The organism is Streptomyces griseoaurantiacus (assembly GCF_036189845.1).
In the GTDB taxonomy this organism is placed as follows: Bacteria; Actinomycetota; Actinomycetes; order Streptomycetales; family Streptomycetaceae; genus Streptomyces; species Streptomyces griseoaurantiacus.
On record NZ_CP108328.1, the window covers coordinates 1 to 15,374 of the forward strand.

Sequence of the window (15,374 nt, forward strand, 5' to 3'; positions counted from 1 at the left end):
TCAGTGCTGCGGGGTGCCGGTGCAGTCGTGCGCGGCCGGGTCGGCGAGGTGCTCCTCGAACACGGCGGCCTCGTACGGGGTCCAGCGGGCGGCGGTGATGCTCACGCCGCAGTCCTCGCACGACCAGGTGCGCGGGCCGTGCACGCGGCCGTGCAGTCGCCGGTTCAGGCCGGCGGTGGCGCGGCCGAGGGTCGAGTCGACGGCGGCGAGGACCAGGGCGGCGCCGGTCACGGTCCATGCGAGGTGCTGCCAGCGCGGCAGGCCGGGGGCGAGCTGCGGGTCGAGGACGACGGCGGCGAGGACGGCGGCGGCGAGCGGCACGACGGTGGCGAGGACGCCGAGGCCGACGAGCGCGGCGCGGGCGGCGAGGCCGCGTTCGGTGAGGCGGCCGCCGAGCCTGGTTCGTGCGTTTCCGGGGTTCATGCGAGGTGTGTCCCTTCCTGTCGGGCCCGGGGTGTTCCGGGCGGTTCCTACCCTGCCATAAACCTAGGTTTGTTGGCAAGGCGTGGTTTCGGGTGAGATCGAGGGGCGGGCCCTGCGCCCGCCCCTCGCCGGGGCGTCGCCCCTGGTCAGTCGTCGCCCTTGCGCATCGCGCGCTGGTGTCGACGCTGCGCCGCGTGGTCGGCGGCCTTGATGCCGTCGCGTCCGGCCGCGATCCCTTCGCGGGCGACCCCGGCGACCGAGCCGACCGCCGAAGCGCCGGCGGTGGCGACCTGCCCGGCGGCGGCCGCCGTCTGCCCGGCCGCACCCGCGACGGCGGCGACGGCCCCCATCGCGGCGACGAACGCGCCGCCGGTCGCCCGGCCCGCAGGCTTGGGCGGCGCAGGCTTGCCCGCGCCCTTGCCCCCCTTGGCGGCGAGGGCGGCCGCGGCCTTGCCCGTCGAGGAGCTGCTCGCGCCGGCCGAGGCGAGGCGTCCCTCAAGGCGCTTGCCGTTGGCGAGGGTGAGCCGGACGCGGCCCGGCTTGGCCTGCGCGAGGGCGGCGAGGTTGGCGGGGGTAAGGCTCTTGAGGGGAAAGAAGCACTGTGCGCGGGCGCCGCCGTCGGCGGGCCGGTGCTTCTCTCCGCAGCTCGCGTGCACGCCCGACCCGGTGGCGATCAGGGTGAGCCGGTAGGGCGCGGACCCCCGGCCGGGGCACTGGACAGGAATGCCGTCGATGCTGACGCGTCCGGTCATGACGATGCTGGTCACGGTGTTCTCTCTCTCCTCAGCGCTTGACGGTGGCGGTTGCGGTGGCCTTGCCGAACAGGCCGTGCGCGGTGGCGGTGGCCGTGGCGGTCGCGGAGCCGCCGCCCCGGCGGGCGGAGCGGACGGCGAGGGCCGCGCCGCCGACGACGACGCCGACGGCGGCCGTCGCTCCGGTGAGGGCCCACAGGGCGGACGTGATCGCCTCGAACGCGCCGACCGCGAGGGACAGGCCCCACGCGCCGACGGCGACCGAGCAGGCGGTCGAGGGCATGAGGAGCGCGACGGCCTTGACCCACATGGGCAGGGGCTCGGACTGGCGGGCCGGGGCGGCGGGGGCCGGCCTCGCGTCGGGGTACGCCCACACCCGGCCGACACCGGGCACGGTGACGAGCTCGGCGCCCGGCAGGGGCGCGGGGGTGTAGTCGGCGCGGGCCTCGACGGCGCGGCCGCCGGCGGTGGCGTGCGAGACCGCCGAGGGGTAGACGGCGGCGGGCTCGATGGGGGCGGACTCGGGGCGGTTCATGATCGCTGCTGCTCCTCGGCGGGTGGTCGCTATGCGGTGGTTTGTGCCTTGCGACGGCGACGCGACGCGTTGCGTCGTGCCTGGTCAGGGGTTCCGACGGTGATCCGACGAGGGCCTCGTCGACGCGACGTCATCGCGTCGACCGGCGGCCCCGTCGTGTCGGCGTCGACCTAGCCGACCTGCGGCGACGCATCGCGTCGCGTCGCCGTCGCATCGGTCATTCCGGGGCAATTCCGGCGGCGGCGCGGACGTCGGCCAGGAAGTAGCCGCGCCCCCGCTCGCCCGCCGTCCACTCCCGGGCGGCGAGGGTCCGGCCGGTGCCGTCGAGGGCCCGGCTGATCGCCTCGGCGAGGCGGCGGCCGCCGATCCGGCCGAGGGCGCGGGCGTCGTCCTGGTCGACGCCGAGGGCCTCGGCCGACCACTCCTCGGGGTCGAGCTCGGCGAGCGCGGCGAGGATCTCGGCCGTGCGCATCCGGTCGGGGTTGCCCTCGGCGGCGAACACCGCGAGCAGGTCGGCGAGGACGCCGTCGACGCCGGTCGACGTCGCGGCCGGTGCGCCCGGTCGGCCCGAGCCGGTCGGCCCGCCTGCGACGGACGACTCGCCGGTCACCTCGACGAGGTACGCCTCGACGGGGTCCTCGAACTGTCCGGGCAGGCGGCCGAGCTCGGCGCGCAGCTCGGCGCCGGCGGTGATGAGCGGCTCGGCCCCGTCGTACTCCTCGTCCTCGATGAAGTAGCCCCGGATGAGCTCGCCGGGTGCGCCGTCGATGTCGACGATGGCGGCGCCCTTGAGGGCCTCGGGGATCTCGTGCGCCCGCAGGCCGGCCCCGGTCGCGCCGTCCTTGAGGATTGCGTTCGTCTGCGTCGCGCCGCCCGTGCGGGTGCAGATACGCGCGCCAGAGTTGGACTTGTAGCCGCGCGGAACGGTGTTGGCGTCCGGGTCCTGCGTCGAGATCAGCAACGTGATGTTGAGGGCGGCGGCGAACGCGGCGAGCTCCTCCAACTGCTCGGCGATCCGGTCGGCGGCCTTGATGGTGCGCTTGCCCTCGGGGTCGGCCGGGTCCGGGATGCGGGCCGAGCTCGTCGCGTACTGCTTGTACTCGTCGACGATCACGACCTCAAGGGGGAACCGGGCGAGGTCGGCCTCGCCGAGCTTGGCGCGGCCGATCTCTTCGAGGTGGTCCTCGCGGCGGTACGCCTCGGCGAGGACGGCGTCGAGCAGGGCGACCAGGCGCTCGGGGCGGCGACCGAAGAACGTCGAGCACACCCGCGCATACCCCCGGTGCTCGCCCGGCTTGGCGCCCGCGACCAGGCGCAGGTTCACCCGCGGGTCAAGGCCGAGGCCGCAAATGAGGTTGCGCAGGATCATGCCCTTGCCGGTGCGGGACATGCCGCCGAGCAGCGCCATGACGTGCCGCAGGCGCAGGGTGATGACCTCGCCGCGCCGGTTGAACCCGATGGGGATACCGGTCGACCACACGTCGGTGCGGGCGGGGTTGGTGAGCAGCGGGGCGGGGCGGGCCGTGCCGAACGGGTCCTCGGACGCGACCCACAGACGGACCCGGCCGGGGTCGCCGGCCTCGCTCAGGTCGAGCCACTCGGGGCGGACGCGGAACCCCTTGGCGAGGCGCTCGCGCTCCTTGATGAGGTCGGACAGGGTGAGGGTGCCCGGCAGGTCGATGACGGCCTCGCTCGCGTGCAGCGCGACGGCCCGCACGGGGCCGACGAGCTCGACCTCGACGCCCTCGCGGATGAGGCCGGCGCGGCGGAACGCGGCGGTGATGGAGTCGGCGCCGAGGACCGCGCGGCCGTGGTCGGCGGGCAGGTCGGTGATGGTGAACACCGCGTCGGGGTTGCGGCGCTGGAGCTCGCGGCGGCCGAGCAGGTAGAGCACGAGGAGCAGCGGCAGCAGCGCGGTACCGGCGAGGGCCCCGCTCCATGCGACGCCGAGGGCGACGACGGCCGAGACGTAGCTCGTCACGCCGGTCGCGGTGTAGACGACGAGGGGCTCGCGGCGGCGCTCGGCGGCGACCTTGCGGCGGTCGGCCCGCAGGTCGGCGATGTGCTCGGCGCCCGCGCCCTTGCGGCGCACCTGGTCGGCGAGCTCGCCGTACTCCGTGGCGAACACGTACGACCAGGCGTCGCGGATGCCTGCGGCCGCGCCGATGGCGGCGACCCGCAGGGCGCGGCCCGCGTACAGGGGCGAGCGGACCGCGTGGAAGGCGGCGGCGTTGCGGGCGGCGTCGCGGCGGTGCCGCCATACGGCCGGGTCGCGGAACGTGGCGGGGATGATCGGGCGCAGCGCGCCGCCGTGGTCCTGGTCCTCGTCGAGCTGCTCGACAACGCCGCCCTCGACGAGCTGCTCGACGGCGTCCTCGTCGGGCAGGCGCAGGGTTCCGGCGGACAGGTCGGGAAGGCCGGCGGGCGTGAGGCGGACCGCCTCGCGGGCCTCGGCCTCGACGCGGGCGCGGGCCTCGGGGTCCATGAACTTGGCGAGCTCGATGACACGGCCCTCGTCGCCGCCGGGGGCGGGGTGCTCAGTGCCGTACGTCTGCGACATGATGGCGGGGTGTCCTTCCTGGTTGGGTGGGCATGAGGCCCGGTCCGGGTGTCGTCCGGGCCGGGCCGCCCTGCGTGGGGGGCGCGGTCGGGCCGGGTGGGTCAGTCGTCGTCCGTCTTCTTCTTCGCCTTGCTCTTGGCCTTCTTCCGGGCCGAGGCGGCGGCCGCGGCCTTGCCTGCGCCGCTCATCAGGGCGGGCGCGGCGAGGACCGCGACGGCGGCGATTCCGCCCGTGGCGGCCGCGTCGGCGACCGGCTCCTCGGCGGCCCGGGTGATCCCGAGGTAGAGGCCGAGCGGGGCGGCGACGATGAGCAGGCGGGGGGCCGGGGTGCGGCGCGGCTTGGACTCGCTCACGGTCGGGGCTCCTTCACGGTGTCGAGGGCGAACAGTGCGCCCTGCTGCTCGGCGAGCTGCTCGGCGAGGAGCTGCTCGCGGGCCTTGCGGGCGGTGTTGCGTCGGCGGACGTAGCAGGCCCGGCAGAGGGCGAGCAGCTCGTCGGGGCCGAGGGTCACGGCGACGTGGTCGGGGGTGTTGGGGTCGACCGGCGCGACGTGAAGCGGAGCGGCAGGCCCGGCGCCCTGGTGGCACCACCGGCCGGTGATCGGGTGGTCGAGGCGGCCGCACCCGCCGGGCCGGTCGTGCGCGCACTCGCACGATCCGTTCGCCCGGCCGGTGACGGCGTCGTACAGGGCCGCGCCCACGATGGGGCTCACTGCTCGGCCTCGGCGCGGACCGCGTCGCGGACGCGGACGGCGTACGCCTGCGCGCATCCGCCGAGGGCCTCGCGGACGTTCCGCGCGCTCAGCTTGTCCACTCCGCCGAGGGCCTCGGCGAGCTTGCGGACGCGGGCGAGGTCGGCCTCGCTCGGCTCCTTCTCCGGAGTCTTCGGAGCGGTGCGCCCGGACCCCTCTCGCCCTTTACGCCCAAGGGTTCCGCGCCCCTCTGCGGGCTCGGCGTGACGCGTCCGGACACCGGTCCCGCCGCCGCCCTGCGGGCCGCCCTGCGGGCCGTCTGCGGCCGCCTCGGGGGCGGGTCCGTCGTCGCCCGGCAGGGTCGGGAACACCTCGGCGAGGAACAGCTCGACGGCGGCGGCCTCGGGGGTGACGGCGGTGTCGGCGACGACGTCCTCGACGGACCGGACGGCGGCGGCGCGGCGTCCGAGCGAGCGGGCGTCGACGGCGAGCGGGCCGCCCTTGACGTCGGTCCACGCGTCGGCCCAAGCCTGCTCGGGGTCGATGGTGCCGAACGGGTGCGCGGTCATGATCTCCCGGTAGCGCTTGTGCACGTCGCGGAAGCGGAACCGGCGGGCGAGGGCGTGACGGCGGCGGCGGGCCGCCTCGCGGCGCTCGGCGAGGGTCCGGCCGGCCTTGCCTCCGTGGCGGCCGAGGCCGCGCAGCTCCCAGAAGAACACCCCGCCGAGCGAGGCGGCGGCGAGGACGTACGCGAGCCAGTTGCCCGGCGAGGCCGGGGCGTGGCTGTAGTTGATCCCTGCGGCGACGGCGGCGCATCCCCACATGGCGGCGCGGAACTTGCCGACCGGGCGGCCCTGCCGCTTGGCGCGCTCCCCGGCAACGGTGGCCACCCATGCGCCGGCCTCCAGCATCACGGCGAGGCAGACCGCGATGAACCCGGGCAGGCCCGGCACGGCCGTGAGCGCGGATACCTGGAAGTAGAACGCGGGGGTGATGCTGCACCCCATGACGACCAGGGCGGCGACGGTGTCGCCCTCGCCGAGCAGGCGGGCGACCAGGGCGGCCCGGCGCTCGCGGCGGTCGGCCTTGCGGCGGTCGGCCTCGCGGCGGCGCTCGCGCTCGGCCTTGCGGCGCAGCTCCTCGGCCTCGGCCCGGTCCTTGCGGCGCTGCTCGCGCTCGGCGAGGCGGTCGGCCCGGTCCGCGTCACGCTCGGCCGCCCGGTCCTTGCGGCGCTCCTCGTAGTACGTGCTGCTCACTGGTCGGTCTCCTTGCTGGTGCGGGCCGCTTCGGCGGCGAGGGCGGCGGCGGCGTGCCGGGCGTCCTGGTCCTGGTGGTTGGCGAGGGCGCCGGCCTTGACGACACGGGCGGCCCCGGCGACGAGGCGCCACTCGGTGAGCTCGGCGAGCAGGGCGTCGCGCTCGGCAAGCAGGCCGTCGGCGCGCTCGGCCTCGGCCTCGGCGCGCTCGGACTCCTCGACGTACAGCCGGTGCCACCGGTCGGCCTCGGCCTCGTACGTGCTGGCGGCCTGCTCGGCCTCGACGACGTCCCCGCGTAGGGCGCGCAGGGTGCGGGTGCGGACGACGCGGATCACGCGGGCACCGCCTTGTGCTGGTAGGTCGCGGCCGCGTGGATTGCCCGGCGGGCGAGCAGGACGACGACGCCGGAACCGGCGGCGACGAGGGCGGCGGCGAGGACGGCGACGACGGCGACGACGACGGCGCCGAGGACGACGAGGAGCAGCGGCGCGACGACGGGCAAGAGCGCGGGGTGCACCTGGTCGAGGCGGGCGAGGAACGCGGCGGCGTTGCGGCGGACGGCGGCGGTGGTCACGCGGTCCACCCCCCGCCGGCCTGCTCGTCGGGCTCGAATCCGCGGGCGTCGTCCTCGCGCTCGATGGTGTCGAGCAGGGGGGCGATTCGCTGCGGCGTACGGGGTTCGGGCATGGTTGTGCGCACGGCGGAGATCACTCTCCTTCACAGGGTCTCGGGTGTTCCGCCGAGCGCGGGGCCGGCGGTTGGGTCGCCGAGCCCCGCGCGCCCGTTTCCGGGCATGGCGGTAGTGCTGCGCACCGCGTCGGTTCCCGGGGTTGGGTCCCGGTCACTGACTGGCACGACTCGATGACACCACCGATCACCGAGGCTGTCAACACGACTAGGTGTATGGTTTGATGGTGTCGCGTCGCCGGGCATGATCCGGTGGCGCAGCCTCACCCAACCAACCGCAGGAGTCACACCGTGGCGCAGCCCAAGACACCGAAGTGGAGGGAACTCGCCGACCGCCTCACCGCTGAGATCCGGTCGGGCGAGCGGCCCCCCGGAAGTACCCTGCCCAAGATCGCCGACCTTGCGGCCGAGCTCGGATGGGGCGGCGAAACCGTCCGCAACGCGTACCGCGCGCTCAGCGACGAGGGCCTCGTCGTGATGAGCAAGCGGGGCGGGACTCGGGTTGCCGAGACCCTCGTCAAGATCCGGCGGGATGCGACGTTCCGCTACTCGCGCAAGGCCCGCGAGACCGCAGGGGCGCACGGCGCGTTCGAGGCCGAGCTCGCCCGCCTCGGCCTGGTCTACCGGGCCGGGCCTACCCGGATCGCCCGCGAGCCCGCACCCGCCCGGGTGGCCGAGCTCCTCGGCGTCGACGCGAGCGAGGACGTCCTCGTACGGGACCGGATCATGTACGCCGACCGGCCGCCCGTCCGCGCCGACCGCGCCACGGTCGCGCAGCTCGCGGCCTCGTACTTCCCCGGCGACCTCGCGTTCGGGACTCAGCTTGAGGCCGACGACACCGGCCCCGGCGGGTCCAAGAGCAGGCTCGCCGACCTCGGACACGCTCAGACGACGATCACCGAGGAGATCGACGTACGGGCGCCGTCCAAAGCCGAGGCCGCCGCGCTCAAGGGCAGTGCCGACCGGCCGGTGTACGAGATCACGCACATCGGGCGCACGGCCGAGGGCCGCGTCGTCGAGGTCGCCGTGCACATCATGCCGGTGCGTCTCTGGAGCCTGTCCTACACGTTCGAGGTCGACGCCTAACCGGCGCGGCCGACCGACCCAACCACACCGAGGAGAGAGACCCGCACATGCCTACCAACACGATCGGCGCCAACGGCGAGATCCTGCGCGACGCCCGCACCCGCTACGTGCAGCGGGCCGAGGGCGGGGCGCACGGCGCGTTCGAGGCCGAGACCCGCCGGGCCGGTGGCACGCCCCGCGCCGAGGTGACCGTCACCCGTGGCGCGGCCCCGGCCGACGTCGCCGAGCTGCTCGCCGTCGACCAGGCCGAGGCCGTCGTCGTCCGCTCGCGCCGCATGTACGACGGCGAGCGCCTGGTGCAGCTTGCCGACACGTACCTTCCGCCGTTCGTCGCCGAGGCGGCCCCGGCCGTCGCCGAGCTCGACACGGGCGAGGGCGGGATCATCTCCCGCATGGCCGAGGCCGGCCTCGCTCAGACGGACGTCGTCGAGGACGTCGAGCAGCGTCCGGCGACCGCCGAGCAGGCCGAGGCCCTCGGCGTCGAGCCGGGCGACCTGCTGCTCGTCATCACGCACACCGGGCGGACGGCCGAGGGCCGCGTCGTCGAGGTGACGCGTCACGTCCTCGGCCGCGGATGGACCCTGCGGTACGGCGTCCCCCTCAGCTGAGACGACACCGGGCCGGGGCCGGGCGTGAGTGCCTGCCTCGGCCGTAAGATCCCCACCAGAACAGCACTGAGCCCGGCCCCTCTTCCGCCAAGAATCGAGGGCCGGGCTCCAGAGGACCGCTTGCGCGGCGCCGTCTGCTTTTGATCGTACGGGGTGCCTTGCCGAGATGGCTAGGCGACCCGACGGTCATCGGGAGCAGTGGCGGCGCACAAGGGTCGGAAAGGAACCCCATATGCGCCGTGACCAGGCCGGTCACTACGCCACCGTTCCCCAGGTGATCCGGGACACGACTCCCGCCTCACCGATTCAGCGGTGCAACGACGCCGACCCTCACGGGTCAACGGAACACGAGAGATCACCTCGCGTTCACCCGCCGCTGGCGATCCCCCGTCGCGTCGTACGGGGAGGCCGGGCGAAGGTTCGTAACCGAAAGGGCTCCTGCCCTATGAACGTCAGCATTCTGCCCCACCACGGCCGCCGTGCCGCGCACCTCGCAGGGGGTGCCCGGTGAGCCTCGAAGCGATGGTGTGGGTCCTGAGCGGTGACGCCCCGGTCGCCGACGTGAACGAATACGCCGTCCTCGGCGCGATGGCTGACAAGGCCGACCCGGACGGGTGCGGTAGTTGGCTGTCCAAGGAGACGATCGCCGCCCGCGTGCACGTGAGCGAGGAGACCGTCAAACGCTGCTGGCGGAACATGGCGCGGCGCGGCGTGATCGCCAAGGGTGACCAGTCGCTCGTAAGCCACTACCGCGCCGACCGGCGGCCGGTGGTCTATGACCTGCTCATCCCCTACGGGTGGTTCAGCAACATCGACCGCGTGAACGCCGAGCGGGAACGGCTCGGCCGGCCTCCCCTCACTCCGCAGGATCGGCCGCCCATCGCACCGGCCCCGGTGAAGCCTGCGCGGGCCGACAAGGGCAAGCCTCGCCCTGCCGCACGGGGGAACTCACAGACCCCCCGTAAGAGCGCGGCCGGAACCCCCGACGGGGGAACTACAAGTCGTCGACGGGGGAACTACAAGTCGTCGACGGGGGAACTTGAAGATCCCCAAAACAGTAAGAACAACCAGTCCCATACCTCTCTCTCGGACCCGGACGTCACACCGGACCCGACGGCCTCGGCCGAGGCCCCGACGGCGAGAGAGAGCAGCGCTGCGCGCGAGGACGACCAGGCCCTCGGCGGCGTCCCGCAGCAGCGCGAGGCCGAGCTCGACGAGGACCAGGAGCGCGCCGAGGCATTCGCCCGCGCCCTGCCGGGCAGCCTCGGCCGCGCGTCCGTCGCCCGCCTGGTGCCGGGCGTCGTCGAGGCCCTCGCCGAGGGATGGACGCCGGAAGCGCTGCGCGCCTTCCTGGTGCGGAAGGTCGACGTCGGCCGCGTTGCCGAGGGCGCGGTGCCGACCCTGTACTTCCGTTGGCTGCACGACCGGCCCGCCCCGCCGGCGGCCGCCCGCCCTGCGGCCGAGCCGGACCGGTGCGAGCGGCACCCCGCGTTCAAGGCCGGTGACTGCCCGCCGTGCATCCGGGCCGCCCGCGCCGAGGACACCGGGCCCGCCCCGGTCGACGGCGCGGGCCTGCTCGCCCGACTCCGCGCCGCACAGTCCGCCTGACTTTCCCCGAACGCGCCTGCGGCGGCCGATCCCGCAAAGACCCGGCCGCCGCAGGGAGCCTCACGAGAGAGACCCCGCAACCATGCTTGCACCCGACGACTACGCCCTCGCCGACGACCAGGCCGCCCACGGGTCCGACCGCATCCCGCCGCACGACGTCGAGGCCGAACAGTCCGTGCTCGGCGGAATGCTCCTGTCCAAGGACGCCATCGCGGACATCATCGACAGCCCCATGCAGTCGCGGGACTACTACCGGCCCGCGCACGAGACGATCCATCGCGCGATCCTGCACCTCTACGGGCAGGGCGAACCGGCCGACCCGATCACCGTCGGGGCCGAGCTCACCAAGCGCGGCGAGATCACCAAGGTTGGCGGCCCGGCCTACCTGCACACCCTGGTGCAGCAGGTTCCCACCGCAGCGAATGCCCTGTACTACGCCGAGATCGTCGCCGAGAAAGCGGTGCTGCGCCGCCTCGCCGAGGCCGGCGTGCGTATCGCGCAGCTCGGCAACGCGGGCGAGGGCGAGGTCGACGAGATCCGCGGGCAGGCCGAGGCGGCATTGCTCGACGCCCTCAAGAGCCGCGACGAGGCCGCCGGGTACGCGCCGGTCCGCGAGGACGTCGCGCCGTTCTGGGACCGCCTCGACGCACGCATGAAGGGCGGCGCCACACCGACCGGCGTCCTTACCGGCCTCGCCGACCTCGACGCACTGACCGGGGGACTCCAGCCGGGACAGCTCATCGTCATCGGTGCCCGCCCCGCAATGGGCAAGTCGACGCTCGCCCTCGACTTCGCCCGCGCGGCCGCCATCAAGCACGGCAAGACCGCCGCTTTCTTCAGCCTCGAAATGGGCCGCGACGAGATCACGGACCGCCTGTACTCCGCCGAGTGCAGCGTCGGTCTGCACCACATCCGCGCCGGGTCCGTGAGCGAGACCGACCTCGCCCGCATGTACGAGCGGACGCCCGCCATCGAGGCCGCCCCCCTGGTCGTCGACGACTCGCCGAACCTGAGTTGCCTTGAGATCCGGTCGAGGGCCCGGCGCATCGCGCAGCAACGCGGCCTCGACCTGCTCGTCGTCGACTACTTGCAGCTCATGCAGTCCGGCAGCACCCGCCGCGCCGAGACCCGGCAACAGGAGGTTGCCGACATGTCCCGCACGCTCAAGCTCCTCGCCAAGGAGCTCGGAATTCCCGTGATCGCCCTGTCGCAGCTCAACCGGGGCACCGAGCAGCGCACCGAGAAGAAGCCGGTTCTCTCCGACCTGCGCGAGTCCGGCGCCATCGAGCAGGACGCAGACATGGTGATCCTGCTGCACCGCGAGGACGCCTACGAGAAGGAGACGCCCCGCGCGGGCGAGGCAGACCTCATCGTCGCCAAGCACCGCAACGGCCCGACGGCGACCGTGACCGTCGCCTTCCAGGGGCACTACTCCCGGTTCGTCGACATGGCGCAGACCTGAGCTGCGCGCCCGCACCCAACCACCCTTGCCGCCCCGGGCCGCGCGCCCGGGGCCCCCACTGGAAGGACCGCACCATGACCACCCTCACCGCCGAGCAGTGGAACGGCCGGCACCCGGTCGGGACGCCCGTCGTCGCGTACCCGGACGTCCGGCCCGAGGACGCGCAGGCCACCGGCTTCCCGTGCACCAGGCTGGAGACCCGCACCCGCAGCGCCGCATGGACCCTCGGCCACGGCGCCCCCGTCGTCGCCGTCGAGGGGCACACCGGCGGGATCGCCCTCACGCACGTCGACCCCGTGCCCGCCCCGCAGGACTGACGCACCCCTCGGGGCCGCCGGGGGCGATCACCCGCAGATCACCCGAGGCGGCCCCTCGTCGCCGCCTCGCGGCCCCGCAGCCCCCGCCGGGCATCATGGGGGCATTGATCCTCTAGCAGGCCGTCAGACGGCCGCTCAGCGCCTCGACTCGCAGGCAGGACACCCATGCCGCTACCCGACCCGTTCCCCAGCACCGACGAGCAGCTCGTCGACGAGCCCGACGACGCGTTCACCGCGTACCGCTGGTACGCCTCGGTCAGTCCGCCGTATCGCGTCCTCACCCGGCTTGCCGCCCTCACCGGGACCGACCTCGACACCATGACGGCCTGGTCGACGGCCTACCGGTGGGACGACCGGGCCCGCACCCGCGACACCCGCGAGGCCTCCCGGTTCGCCGCCGTACAGGAGCCCGCACCCGCCCGCGGCCTCGCCCTCGCGGCGGGGCCGGCCTGCCCGCCGCCCCGCCCCCTCGCCCCCTCGACCACCCGCAGGAAGGACCCGCACCCCATGCCCGGACCCGCCACCCCCCGCGCCGCCGCACCCCACCGCACCGACACCCGGTGTTGGCTGTGCGGCGTGCCCGGCGTCCCCGAGCGCACCCTCAAGAGCGACGTTCACGTGAGCTCGTTCCTGTGCCTGCGGTGCTGGGATCTCCAGCCGCGCGGCCGGAACGAGTGGTGCCGCGCCGCCTCGGCCCTGGTCGCCGCCCTCGGCCTCGGCCGCGAGTGGCAGAACACCGGCTTCCGCGCCGGATGGTGCGAGACCGTCGCCGCACGCCACGGCGTGACGGCCTGGTACGACGCCGACCGGCAGGCGACCCCGCCGGCGGACCGGTTCGGGTGGCTCGACGAGGACGCCCTCGCGGCGGCGGCCGCCGACCTCAAGCGCCTTGAGGCGGAGTTCGAGGCGTCCCGCATCCCGCCCGCGCGGCGCACCGCTTGAGCCGCGCCTCGACCGGGCCGACGTCGACCAGGGCGAGCCGCACCGCGAGCTCGCCGTCGCGGCCCGCCCGGTCGAGCAGCTCGTCGACCAGGCCGAGGAGCTCCTCGGCCTGGTCCTGCGTTTCGGGGTAGTCCATCCCCCCCAGCACACCGCACGCCGCCGACACCCGACCCCGCCCTACGCGCGGCCGCGCGTCCTCGAGGTCCCCGCGCCTCTAAGCGCGGGACGCGCGTCCTCGAGAACCGGCGTCCCGCCGGAAGGCGCACCAGGCCCTCGCCCGGGTCAGTCGTCGAGCAGCTCGGCGACGTCGACGAGCCGCACCTCGCGCCGCCGCCGGCCCCGCCCCGGAACCGGCTTGGCCGCGTGCGCGAGGGCCCGCTCGTCGGGCACCACTCGCGGCGGGTCCAGCCGCGCGCACGCCGTCGCCTGCGTACTGCCCGCACCCTCCCACCACCGCCGGGGGTTGAGCTGATACGTCCCGGCCCTCGGCGACGGCTTGAGGACCAGGCCGAGCCGCACCAGGCGGGTAAGCGCAGCCTTGGCCGTCGTCGACGTCGTCCGCAGCGCGGCCGCGAGCCGGGCGGGCGCGAGCCGCACGGGCGAGTGCGCACCCCCCGCGTCCTTGAGGTACTCCAGCGTCGCCCACTCGACGGCCGTGAGGTCGAGCTCCCACAACGGCACCTCACACCCCTTGGCCGACATGGTGAATCCGCGGCCCTCGAATTGGTGCGGCGTCCTCGGCCTCGGCTCGACGAACGTCCCGTCGCGCCGGTTGTAGAGCACCAGGTCATCGCTGCGGCGAGCAGGCATTCGAGCCTCCCAAGGGGACACGGCTAAGGGCGGGATTTCCCGACCTTACGGCCCGGAAATCCCGCCCTTAGCTTCGCATCATCGCAGGTCAGCGGATGGGCCCCCTTCTGTATGTAAGAAGCACCCGCGCACCCGCACCTCGACGGCGGCCGCCGCCGTCGGTCCGGGCCCGTGGCGCAGCTCCTCTCTCCGCGCCAGCCAACCGGCAGCACCCCAGGTGCACGCCGACCGACGGCCCGCGCCCGCGAAGACCCGGCCGCCCCGGGGCCGGCGGCCGCAGAGATATCCCGGGATAAGTCCTCGGCGGCCCGGCGAGCGCGAGCGCCTGGTCGACGAGCTCGCCGTCGGCTGACGCGGAGAGAGACCCGCTACGCCGCACCCCGGAATAACAATGCCGAGCGGAACCCGCAGGCCAAGGGCGCAGCGAGGTAACACCACCACTTGCGCCCGCATGAGACGATCTCCCCGCGCTTGGTGCCCGTAGGGTGCCATGCACCACGGCCGGGCCCGCACCGGCCCCCGAGAGGGACCAGCGAGCCTGGTCGGGGGGCAAGGATGCGCTCGGCACCGTTATTCATGACGGGAGAGTGGTGATGGACGACCGGACCCAAGAGCAAGAGCAGGACTGCCCCGGCCTGGTGCAGTTCCGCGAGGTGGTCGAGCGGCTCACCAGGACGGCGACCAGCGCCCCGCAGGTGCGGCAGTACCGGATGGTCCTCGGCGAGCTCACCCGCGCGATGGACGCCGGATACCTGCCGGTGTCCGGGTGTGTCTCTCTCTCCGAGCTGCTCGCCCCGCACGTCGTGACGGCGTACCTCACGGTCGCCCGCGAGCGGCTCCTCGTGACCCGGCAGGACGTGCACGCGTCCCCCGGTGCGGAGAACACCGAGCGGACCCGGCGCCGGGTCCTCGGCCGCGTCGCGGCCCTCGCAGGCGTGCCGCTGCACCTGCCCGAGGACTCGCCGGGCCTGGTCCTGCGCGAGCCCCTCACCGTGGAAATGCGCGAGTCTCTGTGGCGGTACGCCGTCGCCGAGGTCGACGTCATGCGGCCCGGCACCGGAGCATGGCGGGCCGCGCTGCGGTCGGCGGCCGCGATCGGCGTTGTCCTGTCGACCGGCGCCCGGTCGGGCGAGCTCGCCGACCAGGTCCTCGACGACGTGTCGGCCGACCTGCGCGAGGTGTCCCTCGCCCGGTTCCCGCAGCACGGGCAACGCACCGCCGGCACCCGCGAGGTGTACGAGCTCGACGCCCGGGTGCGGCCGGTGCTGCGCCGCTACCTCGACCAGCGCGAGCAGCTCGTGAGCGGCCTACAGGGCACCCCGCCGCCCGCGCTGTGGGTGGTGGTGCGCGGCGGCGGGACACCGAAGAACGGAATGCCCGCCCTGCCCGGCACCCCGTTGTCGGCCGTGCAGCTACGCGAGACGTATTCGCGCCTGGTGCGCCGCCTCAATGCGCAGCGCACCGAGGCCGGCCTCGAACTGCTGCCGCGCCGTATGGAGCAGCTGAGGCGCAGCGTCGCCCCCGAGCCGCTACGGCGCGGTAACTCCGCCCGCGCGAGGGCCCGTTCGGGGTCCGGGGGTACGGAGGAAAACCCCGCAGCTACGGCGGCGTAGCCCGCCTGTCGGTGAACTGACGGA

19 protein-coding genes are annotated in these 15,374 nt (G+C 74.5%); 7 read left to right on the forward strand and 12 right to left on the reverse strand.

What is annotated here, in order from left to right; translation table 11 throughout:
• From OHB09_RS33040 to OHB09_RS33085, 10 genes are all read right to left on the reverse strand, one after another.
• Positions 1-423: a hypothetical protein gene (locus OHB09_RS33040; protein WP_328923183.1), complete on the reverse strand. Its 423-nt coding sequence runs from the start codon at positions 421-423 to the stop codon at positions 1-3.
• Positions 424-569: 146 nt separating this feature from the next.
• Complete coding sequence (locus tag OHB09_RS33045) at positions 570-1,190, reverse strand: hypothetical protein (RefSeq protein ID WP_328923184.1); 621 nt, start codon at positions 1,188-1,190, stop codon at positions 570-572.
• A gap of 16 nt (positions 1,191-1,206) precedes the next feature.
• Entirely contained in the window at positions 1,207-1,710 is a 504-nt protein-coding gene (locus tag OHB09_RS33050) for a hypothetical protein (RefSeq protein ID WP_328923185.1), read from the reverse strand.
• 217 nt (positions 1,711-1,927) lie between these two features.
• Positions 1,928-4,270 (reverse strand): hypothetical protein, encoded by a 2,343-nt coding sequence (locus OHB09_RS33055; protein ID WP_328923186.1) that lies wholly within the window; start codon positions 4,268-4,270, stop codon positions 1,928-1,930.
• Between the two features lie 101 nt (positions 4,271-4,371).
• Complete coding sequence (locus OHB09_RS33060; RefSeq protein ID WP_328923187.1) at positions 4,372-4,623, reverse strand: hypothetical protein; 252 nt, start codon at positions 4,621-4,623, stop codon at positions 4,372-4,374.
• Positions 4,620-4,982: a hypothetical protein gene (locus OHB09_RS33065; protein ID WP_328923188.1), complete on the reverse strand. Its 363-nt coding sequence runs from the start codon at positions 4,980-4,982 to the stop codon at positions 4,620-4,622. Before OHB09_RS33065 ends, OHB09_RS33060 begins: the two co-directional genes overlap by 4 nt.
• A complete protein-coding gene (locus OHB09_RS33070) occupies positions 4,979-6,217 on the reverse strand; it encodes a DUF2637 domain-containing protein (protein WP_328923189.1) in 1,239 nt (412 codons plus the stop codon). Before OHB09_RS33070 ends, OHB09_RS33065 begins: the two co-directional genes overlap by 4 nt.
• Positions 6,214-6,552: a hypothetical protein gene (locus tag OHB09_RS33075; protein ID WP_328923190.1), complete on the reverse strand. Its 339-nt coding sequence runs from the start codon at positions 6,550-6,552 to the stop codon at positions 6,214-6,216. The genes OHB09_RS33070 and OHB09_RS33075 overlap by 4 nt, the downstream gene beginning before the upstream one ends.
• Positions 6,549-6,791, reverse strand: a complete 243-nt coding sequence (locus OHB09_RS33080) for a hypothetical protein (RefSeq protein WP_328923191.1) — start codon at positions 6,789-6,791, stop codon at positions 6,549-6,551. Before OHB09_RS33080 ends, OHB09_RS33075 begins: the two co-directional genes overlap by 4 nt.
• On the reverse strand, positions 6,788-6,916 hold the full coding sequence (locus OHB09_RS33085) for a hypothetical protein (protein WP_328923192.1): 129 nt from the start codon (positions 6,914-6,916) through the stop codon (positions 6,788-6,790). The genes OHB09_RS33080 and OHB09_RS33085 overlap by 4 nt, the downstream gene beginning before the upstream one ends.
• Positions 6,917-7,195: 279 nt before the next feature.
• Between OHB09_RS33085 and OHB09_RS33090 the strand changes: the two genes are divergently transcribed.
• From OHB09_RS33090 to OHB09_RS33115, 6 genes are all read left to right on the forward strand, one after another.
• A complete protein-coding gene (locus OHB09_RS33090; RefSeq protein WP_328923193.1) occupies positions 7,196-7,990 on the forward strand; it encodes a GntR family transcriptional regulator in 795 nt (264 codons plus the stop codon).
• A gap of 47 nt (positions 7,991-8,037) precedes the next feature.
• Positions 8,038-8,598: a UTRA domain-containing protein gene (locus tag OHB09_RS33095; protein WP_328923194.1), complete on the forward strand. Its 561-nt coding sequence runs from the start codon at positions 8,038-8,040 to the stop codon at positions 8,596-8,598.
• Positions 8,599-9,105: 507 nt separating this feature from the next.
• A complete protein-coding gene (locus tag OHB09_RS33100; RefSeq protein WP_328923195.1) occupies positions 9,106-10,206 on the forward strand; it encodes a hypothetical protein in 1,101 nt (366 codons plus the stop codon).
• Positions 10,207-10,288: 82 nt separating this feature from the next.
• Positions 10,289-11,668, forward strand: a complete 1,380-nt coding sequence (gene dnaB / locus OHB09_RS33105; RefSeq protein WP_328923196.1) for a replicative DNA helicase — start codon at positions 10,289-10,291, stop codon at positions 11,666-11,668.
• 74 nt (positions 11,669-11,742) lie between these two features.
• Positions 11,743-11,985, forward strand: a complete 243-nt coding sequence (locus tag OHB09_RS33110; protein WP_328923197.1) for a hypothetical protein — start codon at positions 11,743-11,745, stop codon at positions 11,983-11,985.
• A gap of 165 nt (positions 11,986-12,150) precedes the next feature.
• Positions 12,151-12,927 carry a hypothetical protein gene (locus tag OHB09_RS33115; RefSeq protein ID WP_328923198.1) on the forward strand — a complete coding sequence of 259 codons (777 nt, stop codon included), beginning with the start codon at positions 12,151-12,153 and terminating at the stop codon, positions 12,925-12,927.
• Here the strand turns inward: OHB09_RS33115 and OHB09_RS33120 are convergent.
• Entirely contained in the window at positions 12,866-13,063 is a 198-nt protein-coding gene (locus OHB09_RS33120) for a hypothetical protein (protein ID WP_328923199.1), read from the reverse strand. The two genes, OHB09_RS33115 and OHB09_RS33120, sit on opposite strands and share 62 nt — an antisense overlap.
• Before the next feature lie 146 nt (positions 13,064-13,209).
• Positions 13,210-13,737, reverse strand: coding sequence for a MarR family transcriptional regulator (locus OHB09_RS33125; protein ID WP_328923200.1), 528 nt, complete (start codon positions 13,735-13,737; stop codon positions 13,210-13,212).
• Between the two features lie 593 nt (positions 13,738-14,330).
• On the opposite strand from OHB09_RS33125, the gene OHB09_RS33130 reads away from it, so the two are divergent.
• Positions 14,331-15,350 carry a hypothetical protein gene (locus OHB09_RS33130; protein ID WP_328923201.1) on the forward strand — a complete coding sequence of 340 codons (1,020 nt, stop codon included), beginning with the start codon at positions 14,331-14,333 and terminating at the stop codon, positions 15,348-15,350.
• Positions 15,351-15,374 lie beyond the last annotated feature (24 nt).

Excerpts from the sequence above, each read along its gene's own strand:
- OHB09_RS33095 (WP_328923194.1), top strand. The coding sequence starts at position 8,038 with ATGCCTACCAACACGATCGGCGCCAACGGCGAGATCCTGCGCGACGCC.
- OHB09_RS33055 (WP_328923186.1), bottom strand. The coding sequence starts at position 4,270 with ATGTCGCAGACGTACGGCACTGAGCACCCCGCCCCCGGCGGCGACGAG.
- OHB09_RS33130 (WP_328923201.1), top strand. The coding sequence starts at position 14,331 with ATGGACGACCGGACCCAAGAGCAAGAGCAGGACTGCCCCGGCCTGGTG.
- OHB09_RS33125 (WP_328923200.1), bottom strand. The coding sequence starts at position 13,737 with ATGCCTGCTCGCCGCAGCGATGACCTGGTGCTCTACAACCGGCGCGAC.
- OHB09_RS33120 (WP_328923199.1), bottom strand. The coding sequence starts at position 13,063 with ATGGACTACCCCGAAACGCAGGACCAGGCCGAGGAGCTCCTCGGCCTG.
- OHB09_RS33050 (WP_328923185.1), bottom strand. The coding sequence starts at position 1,710 with ATGAACCGCCCCGAGTCCGCCCCCATCGAGCCCGCCGCCGTCTACCCC.
- OHB09_RS33040 (WP_328923183.1), bottom strand. The coding sequence starts at position 423 with ATGAACCCCGGAAACGCACGAACCAGGCTCGGCGGCCGCCTCACCGAA.
- OHB09_RS33115 (WP_328923198.1), top strand. The coding sequence starts at position 12,151 with ATGCCGCTACCCGACCCGTTCCCCAGCACCGACGAGCAGCTCGTCGAC.
- OHB09_RS33110 (WP_328923197.1), top strand. The coding sequence starts at position 11,743 with ATGACCACCCTCACCGCCGAGCAGTGGAACGGCCGGCACCCGGTCGGG.
- dnaB (WP_328923196.1), top strand. The coding sequence starts at position 10,289 with ATGCTTGCACCCGACGACTACGCCCTCGCCGACGACCAGGCCGCCCAC.